The organism is Sporosarcina ureae, assembly GCF_002101375.1.
In the GTDB taxonomy this organism is placed as follows: Bacteria; Bacillota; Bacilli; order Bacillales_A; family Planococcaceae; genus Sporosarcina; species Sporosarcina ureae_B.
On sequence record NZ_CP015207.1, the window covers coordinates 2,033,643 to 2,046,224 of the forward strand.

Sequence of the window (12,582 nt, forward strand, 5' to 3'; positions counted from 1 at the left end):
TGGATTTGAAAATGAAAACGTATAAAATTGCAGTTATTGCAGGAGATGGTATTGGCCCTGAAGTTATTGACGAGGGGATTAAGGTTTTAAAGAAAACTGCTGAACTAGATGGCGGCTTCACATTTGATTTCACGTATTTCCCATGGGGATGTGAATATTACACGCAACAAGGCCGGATGATGGCGGAAGATGGAATTGAGCAGCTGAAGGAATTTGATGCTATCTATTTAGGAGCGGTTGGTTTCCCTGGAGTTCCTGATCATATTTCCTTATGGGATCTCTTATTGATTATCCGCAAGAGCTTCGATCAATATGTTAATATACGTCCTGTGAAGTTATTGGACGGTGCTCATTGTCCACTACAAAATATTGAGCGCAAAGATATCGACATGTTGTTTATTCGTGAAAATACAGAAGGTGAATATTCGGGTGCTGGTGATTGGCTATTTAAAGGTCAAGAGCATGAAGTGGTTCTGCAAAGTGGTGTATTCTCTCGAAAAGGTACAGAGCGAATCATTCGCTATGCTTTCGAGACGGCAAAAAAACAAGGACGCAGCTTAACAAGTATCAGTAAAGCAAACGCTTTAAACTATTCAATGGTTTTCTGGGATCAAGTATTTGAAGAAGTGAGTGCAGAATACCCGGAAGTCAAAACCGCTTCTTATTTAGTGGATGCTGCTGCGATGCTCATGATCACTGATCCCAAACGTTTTGAAGTAGTTGTCACTTCGAATTTGTTTGGCGATATTTTAACGGATGTTGGAGCAGCAATTGCAGGCGGCATTGGTTTAGCAGCAGGTGCGAACATTAATCCTGAAGGCACATTCCCTTCTATGTTTGAACCGGTACATGGCTCAGCTCCTGATATTGCAGGAAGAGGCGTTGGGAATCCTCTAGCTACTATCTGGTCAGCAAGTCAAATGTTGGATCATTTCGGTTACGATCAGTATGGAAAAAAGATAATAGAAGCCATAGAACAACTATTGGTTGAAGATAAAGTTTTAACGCCTGATATGCAAGGAAGTTCTTCCACTTCGGAGGTAGGCGATCGTTTGATTACTTTATTGGAGCAATCAATTACGGCGCGTGTTTAACTATAACCTATCGGTGTTTTTCAACACCGATAGTTTTATTACAATGTACGACTCAAGAGATCCATTAATGAAATTAGATTGAATCACAGAGGGTTACAAGGAGTGTATATATGAGATTCGAGACAATTGATAAACAGATATTGGCCATTGCCTTGTCAATAGTTGCAATACTGACTGTACCTATTTTAATCAATCCTGTTAAAGGAACCTCTTTTTTAAACTCAGTTCTAAATTCGATCACCGCAAACTTCGGTCCTCTTTATTTATGGGTTTGTTTGGGGTTATTCGGCTTTTTGATTTGGCTTGCTTTCAGTAAATTTGGTAAGATTCGATTGGGGAACACGAAGCCGGAGTTTTCAACTTTTAGCTGGTTAGCATTAATTTTTACTGCGGGCATTGGGTCAGGTATTATGTATTGGGGGATTATCGAATGGGGCTTTTATTATACCAGTCCTCCATATGGCATTACAGCTGAGTCCGTTGAGGCCGCAAGTTTTGCTTCTACATATGGAATGTTTCATTGGGGCTTTTCAGCTTGGGCTATTTATTGTGTACCTTCCATTCCTATCGCATATGCAGTATACGTCAAAGGTCAAAAGTCTTATCGACTGAGTACGGCTTGCCGAGGCATCATAGGGGATAAAGCAGATGGCTTACTTGGCAAAGTGATTGACGTATGCTTCATGTTCGGTCTGATCGGTGGCATTGGGACATCTTTAGCTCTGGGAACACCATTGTTAGCTGAAGGAGTGCATGCTCTTTTCGGCGTCGAGAAAACGCTTACATTGAATTTGTCGATTGTTGTAACATTAATGGTATTCTTCTGTATCTGCCTTTATTTCGGGTTGAAAAAAGGATTGAAGTTATTAAGCGACTGGAATCTGTATCTCTATATCGCTATTGCAGTTTTTATCTTTATTTTTGGACCTACACTCTTTATTATCTCAAGCTTTACAGACAGTGTCGGTGTACTGTTCCAAAACTTCTTTAGAATGAGTTTGTATACAGACCCTGTTGGGAAATCAGGTTTCAGTGAGACTTGGACACTCTTTTACTGGGGATGGTGGTTCTCTTACGCACCTTTCACCGGCATGTTTGCCGCTCGTATTTCGAAAGGTCGTTCGATTAAGGGACTAATTCTAGGACAGTTACTAGGTGGAACATTTGGCTGTTGGATTGCCTTCGCGATCTTCGGAAACACGAGTATGTATTTTCAAATGAATAACATCGTTCCTGTACTGGATATCCTTCAGAAAGATGGGGCTCCTGCTGCCATCTTAGCTTCTTTAAATGCATTACCACTTGGTGGGATTGTCATGGTACTATACTTGCTGATTGCAGCTATCTTCCTTGCGACTACTGTCAACTCGGCTGCCTATACATTGTCAGACGTGGCGTCTATAAACTTACAGGAAGGTCAAGAGCCAGCAAGATGGTACCGTGTATTCTGGGGAATCATCTTAACAAGCATCTCAATTGTTTTAATGTATGGCGACGGCTTAGAGGCTCTACAGACTCTATCCATCATTACGGCATTACCTCTGGTCTTTATCATACTATTAATGGTTGCGTCATTCATGAAGTGGGTGCGCCAAGGTGAAAGAGATGGCATCCATATTTATGAGGGAGCGCCATATGAAGAACCAGAAGAACAAACTGTTGAAATCACTATTGAAAGAGGTACGAAGAATAAAAAGACAGCCAAAGTCATTGAAAAAGAAAACTTGATTTAGATTTGCGATTTTCAGTTTTGAGAATGAAAAGGCAGCTCCCATTCACAGGAAGCTGCCTTTTCTCATGCGTAAATATGAAATACATATTCTTGTCCGTTCTTAACAGGGTCTTGGGCAAATTTGTAACCGTGAGCAATTGCTTCTTCGGGTACGTTACGGAAAGAGCCGGGGCAATCGGTGATGACTTGTAGCAGCTCGCCTTTATTCATACCTTCGAGAGTTTCCAAAGTGTAAATAACAGGGTAAGGACAGGACTCACCGCGAAGGTCGAGTGTGAAGTCCGCTTCTAATTTAGCTTGCATGTATGCTCATTCCTCTCTTAATTGCTAGTTTTCGTTGATAGCGTTTTTCCCCAAATACAGTTAATGCATAGAGCCCCCCAAGCATTAACAGTGTGATAGAGATGGCACCAATCGGTCCCAGCGTATCGAGTAGATTGATTTTTGTGCCACTCTTGACTAATACATTATAAACACCGAGGTGATCCCATGCATAGGCAAGGAACGTAGCACCGATGATATTGCCCACAAACACTGGTAAAAACAGTATTTGACCTTCCATCAAGCGGTACATCATCCCTGTTTCACAGCCTGAAGCCATAACAATGCCAAGTCCGAATAATGCACCGCCGACAAATGTGCTAAGAGCGGCGATTTGTGTGATCGGTGTTAAATCATAGATTGAAATGACAATGATCGTCAAAATAGAACTGACGGCCATTCCTATGATGATCGCCTTGGCCATGATGCTGCGTCCCACGAGAAATAAATCACGGAATGCAGAAGTGAAACAAATTTGTCCACGTTCGATTAGAATACCGAATGCGAGACCAAATAGTGCACCTAAGCCAAGTAGTTTTTGTCCTGAAACAAAGAAGTATATTATGAGTCCGATGTAAAGAGCGGCGATGACTCCACCAACGTACGGTTGAATTATACGCTTTTTTAGCTGTGTTGGCTGTGTATTCCCTCGAATCAACGAAGGCTTGCCTTTCCACCAGCGTGTTTTAGTTAGTTTAGCACCGAAGAATGTACCAATACCTGTCGCTACAATGAAGATCCAAGAGTGGAAGGAAAATTGCGGAACACCCGTGAAGAAAGCAGCCAAGTTACAGCCGAGTGCCAAACGTGCACCGAATCCCGCGATAATTCCACCGATTAATCCTTGTACATAGCGCCGCTTTTGCTGCGGGAGACGGATTTTAAAGCTATTACTAAGCAACACCATAATGAGCGCGCCTGCAAACATTCCCCAGACAATCCAGCCATCCGGCCGATTCCACGTTGTACCTTGTAGATGTACCATATCAAAGTATTGCCAGTCTGAGATATCTACTCCGAACAGCAGTAAAATATCTCCACCAAGCCGGGTAAATTCACCGGTAACCGCCCATACAGTTGATGTTAAGCCAAAATATAATGCACTCAGAATACCAGCCATCACTAAGACGAGATAGGGATTCCAATAGCGTTGAAAGATAAATTGTATGCTCGATTTCATATGATAGCCCCTTAAAAAGTTCTTTTTCTAGTGTAAACCTAAATGACGAGAAATCAAGTGCAATGTGAATAAAGTTTATTCAAAAACTCGGCATAATAGACTATGGTATTCGATCAAATGTAATGATGTGTAGCCTAAGCATTTCACTTTAAAACAAAGAGAAATAAAGATTGTTAACAGATTAATTTGATATATATGTTAAGTTGACAATTTTAAAACAAGGTTATAGTCTGTAACGTAGGTTCTTTTGAGGAAGAGCATAACGAGAATTTGAATGTGTCTGTAATGATGATATCTATTATAGTACGGGAACAGTTTTTCTTCATTACGTTCCTGTACTTGGACATAACCGGAAGGGAATATGGTGTACTTTTTACCGAGTGCTGTCATACCGGGGTTGAAGCAGATGAAATCATAGTATGGTATACGGACTGCTGACGCGGCCGATACTTTTACTAACAATCGCCAGGTTATGACGGGTCGAAAGAGCTTTAGAAATAGAACGGAGGAGAAATATAATAGAAGAGTATTGGCAGTTCATACGTAAAAAGATTGATTGGCCGGTGTTTATATGTAGTGGAGGAGTATTGTTGGCATTTGTGTTGTTTTCACTTTTTAAAGTGGAAGCGGTAAATGCATTTGTGAATAAGGGGTTTGAATTATCTATTCGCTACTTTGGAGCTTATTGGCAGTTTTTAATGATTGCGACTTTCGTAGTCGGAGCAGTTTTAGCCATATCCAAGTACGGAAAAGTACGTTTAGGAGATTCTCAAAAACCTGAAATGAGTTATTTTAAGTGGGTAGCAGTTATTTTGACTACTGGACTTGGAGCGGGAGGAGTTTTTTGGGCGGCAGCAGAGCCTATGTATTACTTTTTGGACGTCCCTCCCATGCATAAAGGAATCACAGGGGGAACAGAAGAAGCAATCGGTCCTGCACTAGCCCAAAGTTATATGTCATGGGGGTTTACTGCATGGTCAGTGTATGGAGCGATCAGTGCAATCATACTGATTTATGCGCACAAGCATAAAGGAATGCCTTTGAAACCCCGCACTCTCCTGTATCCTATTTTGAAAGAAAAAATCTTGACAAGTAAATGGGGCACAGCGGCAGACGTGTTTTGTATAATCGGAGCTGCGGCAGGAACGATTGGTCCGATCGGCTTCCTTGGTTTACAAGTTAGCTATGGGCTCAGTTCTATTTTCGGAATTCCCGACCAATTTACTACACAGCTCGCTGTCATCGTTATTTTAACTGGAGTTGTTCTAGTTTCCACACTTACCGGCATCAATAGAGGAATTCAATTTTTAAGTAAGCTGAATGTCAATATGGTAGCAGTAATCGCTGTATTTCTATTATTGCTCGGGCCGGGGCTATTCATCATCAACTCTTTCCTGACTTCTTATGGAACGTATGTCAGTGAATTTATTACTATCAGTACATTTCGCGGGGACAATGCGTGGCTTGGCTCATGGATGTTATTTTTCTTCGGTTGGTTTATCGGATTTGGGCCGTTAGTGGCGCTATTCGTAGCGAGGATCTCCAATGGAAGAAAGATCAGAGAGATATTTGTTGTAGTCGCCATTATTGCACCCGTTGTAGCCAATCTTTGGTTCACGATTCTAGGAGGAAGCGGTATATTCTATGAGTTGAAAAATGCGGGGTCTGTGAGTGAACCGTTAACTGAAGGCGGCTTACCCAGTGCAATTATTGCCATAGCAGAGCAGATGCCACTCGGAACTATCATGCCGTCTGTTTTCTTGATACTAACCACTTTGTTTGTGGTGACTACGGTGGATTCCATGTCTTACTCAATTTCAATGGCCGTAACAGGTGAGGGAAATCCACCAAAATTAATTCGTGTATTTTGGGTTATTATCATGGCGACAATTGCCACGATACTTATAAAGATTGGCGGGGGTGGAATTGGAGCGTTACAGTCCTTTGTAGTCATCGCGGCCGTCCCGGTATCTATTCTATTACTTCCCGTTATTTGGTATGCTCCTAAGGTAGCCAAAGAGCTAGCAGTTGAGCAAGGGATAGTCAAAAAGTAAGTAATCCATGTAATAAATAAAATTTTGTTGTATCAATAAAAGAGCCCCTCATTTCTTGCTTGCCATGTACGGACAAGCAGGCGATGGGGGGCACTGTTATTTAACTTATAATCATTCATTGATGATTATAAGTACTTCCTCTATATCCTTCCTATTCTCAGCATCAGGAATATGGGCAGGGTAGCCAATCATCAATGTCCCAACAATTTTTTCGTCTGGTGTTACATCGATTGCATTTTTAAATACAGGATCGTGCGTCCAATCATTAGTACGCCAGATCATACCGATACCGCGTTCCCACGCAGCGAGTTGGAAGTTCTGAACCATTGCGGAAATTGCTGCATAGTCTTCATCCCATCGTTTTTTACGGGAATCTTCCGGCATAATGACGACTAAGTGAAGTGGAATGTCACGGAAATATGCTGCTTTGTTTTTTGCTTTGTCTGGTAAGGTACCGTCTCGTTCCTGTGAAGCTAGAAACGCTTCCACAAACTTTTCCTTGCCAGCGCCTGAGTATAACTGAAAACGCCATGGTTGAGTCAATTTATGGTTAGGTGCCCACTTTGCAACATTCAGTAATTCGATCACTTCATCTATATCAACTGGATCTGTTTTGAATTTCTTAATGGAGCGTCTGCCTATGATCGACTTTTCTACTTCGTTTTTCCCTACATAGCTCATAATGTAAAACTCCTTTAACTAAATAGAATCATTCTAAATGAAAATCATTATCAACTACTATCGTATCATAAAAAACCCCGGGAGAGCAAAGGATGCTCTTCCGGGGTAATGATGATCTTATTTCAAATAATAAATAGGGGAGCCAGGTCCGAGATCAATTCCTAGCAACATCCAAATAATTAACGTTGCGCTCCAGAATAGTAAGAAGAACATGGAATAAGGGAACATAACGGAAACGAGCGTTCCAATCCCCATTTTCTTATCGTACTTCTGCGCAAACGCAATAATGATCGCAAAATACGTCATAAGCGGTGAAATAATATTGGTTGAAGAATCTGCTACACGATATGCCATTTGCGTCAGTTCAGGGGAATAGCCGAGCTGCATCATTATTGGCACGAAGACGGGTGCCATCATGGCCCATTTCGCAGATGCACTACCGATGAACAAGTTGATGAATGCTGCAATTAGGATGAACATCAGTAACAACGGAATCCCCGTTAAATTAATACTATCAAGGAAGTTTGCACCGTAGACACCTAACACTAAGCCCATGTTGGACTCTGAGAAAAATGCAACGAACTGACTTGCCGTGAAGGATAAGACGATAAACATTCCCATTGCAGACATCGTCGTGGACATCATAGCGGCTACATCTTTGTCGTTACGAATCAGTTTCGTTACTCTACCGTAGACAAGACCCGGCACAAAGAACAAGAACGCAATGATCGGCACAAGCGATTTCATGAATGGTGATTTAATGATTGGCATATCTGCTTCATCCCCACGCAATGGAGCACCAGGGAATACGACAAGAAGCGCAACCAACGCTCCTGCAACAATGACAGAAACACCTGCCAAAATCAAACCTTTCTTTTCAAGACGAGTTAGCTTTTCAACTTTCTCACGGAATTCACCGTTATATTCGCCAAGACGTGGCTCGACAATTTTTTCTGTGACCCACGCACCAACGAATGTCAGAACGATAACTGAAAATGCGATGAAGTAGTAGTTCATGGCAATATTCATACCTTCTGCATATTCGGGATTGATGATCGCTGCTGACATGATCGTCAATTCGCCAAGTAATGCATCGGTACCAGAAAGTAACAAGTTTGCACTAAATCCACCGGAGACCCCGGCAAAGGCAGCTGCTAGACCCGCAAGAGGGTGTCTACCAAGTGCTGCAAACAATACCGCACCTAGTGGCGGTAGGACAACATAGCCCGCGTCAGACGCCACACTCGACATAACGCCTGCAAACACTAATCCAAGCGTGATCATTCGTTTTGGAACAGACATTACAAAGCCGCGAAGTAACGCGCTGATCAATCCTGACCCTTCCGCAACACCAATTCCAAGCATCGTGATGAGTACGACGCCAAGCGGAGCGAACCCGATGAAGTTATCGGTCATATTCGTAATGATGTAATGAATACCTTCACTACTTAGTAAGTTATTTACTTCAATCATTTCGCCTTCTTTACCCGGATGTTCTGCACTAACTCCGAAGTAAGAGACTACTGCTGAGATGACGATTACCAACAAAGCCAAAACAGCAAATAACGTAACCGGATGTGGTAATCGGTTACCAGTTTTCTCAATCATATCCAAAAACTTTTGGAAAAATCCTTTTTTCTGTTGATCCATGATAATCTCCTCCCACTTGAAAAATACTATTCAATACATCACGAAAAAGTATAAATTTTTCAGATATTATCAAGTATATAGAAGAACTCATTACAGGGAAATGCTTTATTGAAATAATTAAATTGGAAGATAGTTGCGACTCTTGCGAGGAGGGTGAATAGTATAAAAACGAAAGAAAAAACCTACCAAATAAAATAATAGGTAGGCGTGTGCTAATCATTTAGTATAACTTCACATTAATTACCAATATCCTACAAGTAAGTAAAATAGATGCTTTCTTGCTTGCGAAGCAGGAACCATAATTAGTAGCGATAACTTTATCGGCCCTTCCAAAGACTGTGGCAACAATTTATTTTAGTGGCCTTTCCTTAAATCCACGCTTAAAAATTTCTTGTACATTATTGATTGTAACGTATGCATCTTCATCTACCTGTTCCAAAATACGTCGCAATTGAACAATTTCAGCTTGGTTGATAATAATATATAAAATCGCTTGTTTCTCGAGCGTATAGCCGCCACGTCCATCGAGAATCGTCACACCTCTGCCCATCGTAGTGAGTAATTCTTGTCGAATGTCTTCTTGGTGTTTCGAAATGATCATCACAGCTTTTCGATCATCTGCCCCGTCGACGATTTTGTCGATCACTTTTGCACCCACGTAAACAGCAACGAGTGTAAACATTGCTTTTTCTTTACCGATTACAAAAGCCGATAATAAGATGACAGAAATGTCGATGACTAACATTGCTTTCCCGACGCTCCAGCCGAGCCATTGCTGAAGCATCCGTGCCACTGTAGTCGCACCTCCAGAAGTACCGCCAACACGAAAGATCATTCCGAGACCACCACCAACAAATAAACCAGCAAACAACGCAGCCAGTAATGTATCGCTACCTAACTGTTCTCCCCAATTCTTCGTCAGCTCAAGGAAAATGGATGAGAATATGATAGTGATGACCGTATAGAGAATCGTCCGTTTACTGAAGAATTTGTACCCGATTGCAACGAGTGCTAAGTTGATGATGAAGCTGACAAGTCCAGGTGACCATTCGAATAAATAGTATGTAATAATAGTAATCCCGATGACGCCGCCTTCAGATAGCATATTCGGAATCGCAAAGTAGTTAATACCAATTGCGAATAGGAATGACCCTAAAATCAAAGTGGTGTAATCAAGTAGTCTTCGTTCCATTCAATCCCCTCTTTCTAAAAGCGGCATTTTCGTATAGTGCTTTTGTATTCTTGTGGCACTACTACTGCAACAGTACTTTACCTGTTGTTCTCCCTATCAAAACGTATAAAGTAACCAGTTCTGATTGATTCTTTGGATTTTCAGTCAGCGTCAATAAAAATTCCTTTAATGACTGGTACATTTTCATCGTCTTTACCATCATACGTACCATAAACGGAAACTTCGAAGCCTTCCATAATATCCGTACGTTCTCCTAGTCGGATATCTTTTACATATACAAATTTATCCGACGATTCGTCCGCTTTGCTTTCCACGGTAAACGTATCTTCGTTAATAGCCGTTACAATTCCAAGAAACTTCACTTTGGAATTGACGGGTACTTCATCATCAGCGAATGCAGCATACTCTCGTTCTACCGTATCTGCTTTTAAACCTTCTTCCACTTCGTCACTTGCTTGTTCTATCGGTGCTGTCTCTTCTGCTGGCTTCGTTGATTCAACCGATTCTTTTGGCTCTTCATTGCTACAAGCTGCTAATACCGCAACAGTTATCATCATGGCAAATAGTTTTTTCAAGAAAAATCGCCTCCATTAGTAATCATAAGGAACTTTTGCAAAAAAGAAAACCTTTGTCTTTGATTAGAGTCATAAAAAAGATTACGAGAATAGACTAGATTCAAATGATTAATATAAGTAGAAAGGATGGAGGAGTGAACAAGCTATTTACAAAATCTTCCGTAGCGTTGGCAGTTTTAGTAATGATTTGGGGGATTAGCTGGCCGATTTACAAACTATCTATCGTGTATGCACCGCCACTATTATTCTCGGGAATGCGTGCGTTGCTTGGCGGTTGTTTAATTGCATTGCTGATTATAAAACTGCGTGACAGATTGCAATGGCGTCAACATTGGCGGAAGTATTGTATTTCAGCTTTGTTCAACACCGTCCTGTTTTTCGGATTGCATACGATTGGACTTCACTATTTACCAGGCGGGTTATTCTCTGTACTCGTATATTTCCAGCCGGTTCTTCTTGGATTATTTGCTTGGATGTGGCTGGATGAAAGAATGACTCCAATTAAAGTAACGGGCCTGTTAATTGGGTTCATAGGAATTATTGTAGTGAGTGCTGAGCACTTCACTACTCATATTTCCATACTGGGTGTGCTATTAGGTGTACTGACAGCTTTCTTTTGGGCAATTGGCGTCGCGTATGTGAAGAAAGTAAGTGGAGAAATCGATGCGTATTGGATGGTTGCGATGCAATTTACTATAGGAGGTGTGGTGCTACTTGTACTCAGTGCCATTACAGAGAGTTGGTCTGCAATAGAGTGGCATCCAATGTATTTATTCGGGCTTGGATTTGGCGCAACGCTGGGAATTCCTGTTGCCTATATCATTTATTATTCGCTGATTCGTGCGGGAGAGGCAAGCAAGGTGGCTGTCTTTACCTTTTTAGTCCCCGTCATTTCTGTATTTATCAGTACAGTATTTGTCGGTGAACCGATGACGCATACATTATGGGTAGGCTTGTTGTTAGTCGTTGTCAGTATTTGCTTTGTTAATTATCAAAAGAAGGTTCCTGTTACACTGATCGATAATAATGATTAGGAGTATTGAAGAAAAAGGAGGAGTTACTGCTCCAATAGTTCAAACCTCATAAAACAATCAAAAATTGACGTAATACCTTTTATTGGTACAGTGTCGACTCATTCAAAATAGGTTGAGTTTATAGGGATTTGCTGAATTCCTATGTGCTATCTTTTATCTTTTCAAATCCGAAGTATAGTACAATATGATAGAAAATATGTCTGCTATAACAGTTCGTAAAGGGAGATGGCTATCATTTCTACGGAAAAGGAAACAATCATTATGGATGAACTGATGAAACAAATTGTTTCAAAGACTATCGCATATGGGGAAAGATTGCCCTCTGAAAACATTCTGGCAAAAACACATAATGTACCCAGGATAACTGCTAGGAATGCATTAACAAAGTTAGAGGAACGGGGTTTTATTTATTCAAAACAAGGCAAAGGACGGTTTCTAAAAGAGCAGGCAATACAAATTCAGCTGTCTTTAACTGCGGGGACGAGTTTTACTGAAAAGATGAAGGCTTTAGGGTATGAATTGGAAACCCGCACGATAGATTGTGAAAAAATAACGTACGACGAACATATGTATCAAGTATTAGAAACGAAGAAATCAGACGCTATTTACAAAATAGGAAGATTGCGTTTGATTGACGGTGAGCCAATCGCTATTCATTATTCTTTTGTCAGCGAGACGACTATACCGCGTATTAAAGAAGATGACTTCGATATCCAATCAATGTTTGGCTATTATCGGAAACTTGGCTATGGAGAATTTAACAGCCGCAAATCCCTGTTAAGCATCACATTTCCAACTGCTGGCGAGCAACAATTGTTATCTTGCAAAAGCATGGTCCCGCTCATAATGGTTGAAAGCGACTGTGTGGACCAGAAAACTGGTAAAGTACTTGAATATACTAAAGTGCTATATCGCAGCGATAAGTTCAAATATGATATTACAATGAATTCATAAACAAGCAAAGGTCTCTCCACCTTGCTTGTTTTTTTATGTCCAATTGTAAAGGATGTTTACAATATACTAACCGTATCTTAAAACTCACCAACTTGGCGACAAGTTACTATTAATT

Annotated in this window: 11 protein-coding genes; 5 read left to right on the forward strand and 6 right to left on the reverse strand. The window is 41.0% G+C overall.

Annotation, left to right across the window (positions count from 1 at the left end):
* Nucleotides 1-11: 11 nt before the first annotated feature.
* The gene (locus SporoP8_RS10055; RefSeq protein ID WP_085133607.1) at nt 12-1,094 is read left to right on the forward strand and encodes a tartrate dehydrogenase; all 1,083 of its coding nucleotides are present in this window, start codon (nt 12-14) and stop codon (nt 1,092-1,094) included.
* A gap of 110 nt (nt 1,095-1,204) precedes the next feature.
* Nucleotides 1,205-2,827: a BCCT family transporter gene (locus SporoP8_RS10060; protein WP_085132366.1), complete on the forward strand. Its 1,623-nt coding sequence runs from the start codon at nt 1,205-1,207 to the stop codon at nt 2,825-2,827.
* A 62-nt stretch (nt 2,828-2,889) separates the two neighbouring features.
* Here SporoP8_RS10060 and yedF read toward each other — a convergent pair whose 3' ends face one another.
* Nucleotides 2,890-3,129: a sulfurtransferase-like selenium metabolism protein YedF gene (gene yedF / locus SporoP8_RS10065; RefSeq protein ID WP_085132367.1), complete on the reverse strand. Its 240-nt coding sequence runs from the start codon at nt 3,127-3,129 to the stop codon at nt 2,890-2,892.
* On the reverse strand, nt 3,119-4,327 hold the full coding sequence (yedE, locus tag SporoP8_RS10070; RefSeq protein WP_085132368.1) for a selenium metabolism membrane protein YedE/FdhT: 1,209 nt from the start codon (nt 4,325-4,327) through the stop codon (nt 3,119-3,121). The genes yedF and yedE overlap by 11 nt, the downstream gene beginning before the upstream one ends.
* Nucleotides 4,328-4,842: 515 nt before the next feature.
* Here yedE and SporoP8_RS10075 point away from each other — a divergent pair.
* Nucleotides 4,843-6,381, forward strand: coding sequence for a BCCT family transporter (locus tag SporoP8_RS10075; RefSeq protein ID WP_198166120.1), 1,539 nt, complete (start codon nt 4,843-4,845; stop codon nt 6,379-6,381).
* A gap of 111 nt (nt 6,382-6,492) precedes the next feature.
* Here SporoP8_RS10075 and SporoP8_RS10080 read toward each other — a convergent pair whose 3' ends face one another.
* The 4 genes from SporoP8_RS10080 to SporoP8_RS10095 all read right to left on the reverse strand — a co-directional run bounded on the left by SporoP8_RS10080 (nt 6,493) and on the right by SporoP8_RS10095 (nt 10,479).
* Complete coding sequence (locus SporoP8_RS10080) at nt 6,493-7,062, reverse strand: nitroreductase family protein (protein WP_085132370.1); 570 nt, start codon at nt 7,060-7,062, stop codon at nt 6,493-6,495.
* A gap of 117 nt (nt 7,063-7,179) precedes the next feature.
* Nucleotides 7,180-8,712, reverse strand: coding sequence for an AbgT family transporter (locus tag SporoP8_RS10085; protein WP_085132371.1), 1,533 nt, complete (start codon nt 8,710-8,712; stop codon nt 7,180-7,182).
* Between the two features lie 349 nt (nt 8,713-9,061).
* Nucleotides 9,062-9,904: a YitT family protein gene (locus SporoP8_RS10090; RefSeq protein WP_085132372.1), complete on the reverse strand. Its 843-nt coding sequence runs from the start codon at nt 9,902-9,904 to the stop codon at nt 9,062-9,064.
* Nucleotides 9,905-10,044: 140 nt separating this feature from the next.
* The gene (locus SporoP8_RS10095) at nt 10,045-10,479 is read right to left on the reverse strand and encodes a hypothetical protein (RefSeq protein WP_085132373.1); all 435 of its coding nucleotides are present in this window, start codon (nt 10,477-10,479) and stop codon (nt 10,045-10,047) included.
* Between the two features lie 134 nt (nt 10,480-10,613).
* Here SporoP8_RS10095 and SporoP8_RS10100 point away from each other — a divergent pair, with 134 nt between their 5' ends.
* Complete coding sequence (locus SporoP8_RS10100; protein WP_085132374.1) at nt 10,614-11,513, forward strand: DMT family transporter; 900 nt, start codon at nt 10,614-10,616, stop codon at nt 11,511-11,513.
* 261 nt (nt 11,514-11,774) lie between these two features.
* Nucleotides 11,775-12,467, forward strand: coding sequence for a GntR family transcriptional regulator (locus SporoP8_RS10105; RefSeq protein ID WP_085132375.1), 693 nt, complete (start codon nt 11,775-11,777; stop codon nt 12,465-12,467).
* Nucleotides 12,468-12,582: the final 115 nt, after the last annotated feature.

Coding starts and splice junctions, on each gene's coding strand:
- SporoP8_RS10085 (WP_085132371.1), bottom strand. CDS start 8,712: ATGGATCAACAGAAAAAAGGATTTTTCCAAAAGTTTTTGGATATGATT.
- SporoP8_RS10090 (WP_085132372.1), bottom strand. CDS start 9,904: ATGGAACGAAGACTACTTGATTACACCACTTTGATTTTAGGGTCATTC.
- SporoP8_RS10105 (WP_085132375.1), top strand. CDS start 11,775: ATGGATGAACTGATGAAACAAATTGTTTCAAAGACTATCGCATATGGG.
- SporoP8_RS10055 (WP_085133607.1), top strand. CDS start 12: ATGAAAACGTATAAAATTGCAGTTATTGCAGGAGATGGTATTGGCCCT.
- yedF (WP_085132367.1), bottom strand. CDS start 3,129: ATGCAAGCTAAATTAGAAGCGGACTTCACACTCGACCTTCGCGGTGAG.
- SporoP8_RS10080 (WP_085132370.1), bottom strand. CDS start 7,062: ATGAGCTATGTAGGGAAAAACGAAGTAGAAAAGTCGATCATAGGCAGA.
- yedE (WP_085132368.1), bottom strand. CDS start 4,327: ATGAAATCGAGCATACAATTTATCTTTCAACGCTATTGGAATCCCTAT.
- SporoP8_RS10060 (WP_085132366.1), top strand. CDS start 1,205: ATGAGATTCGAGACAATTGATAAACAGATATTGGCCATTGCCTTGTCA.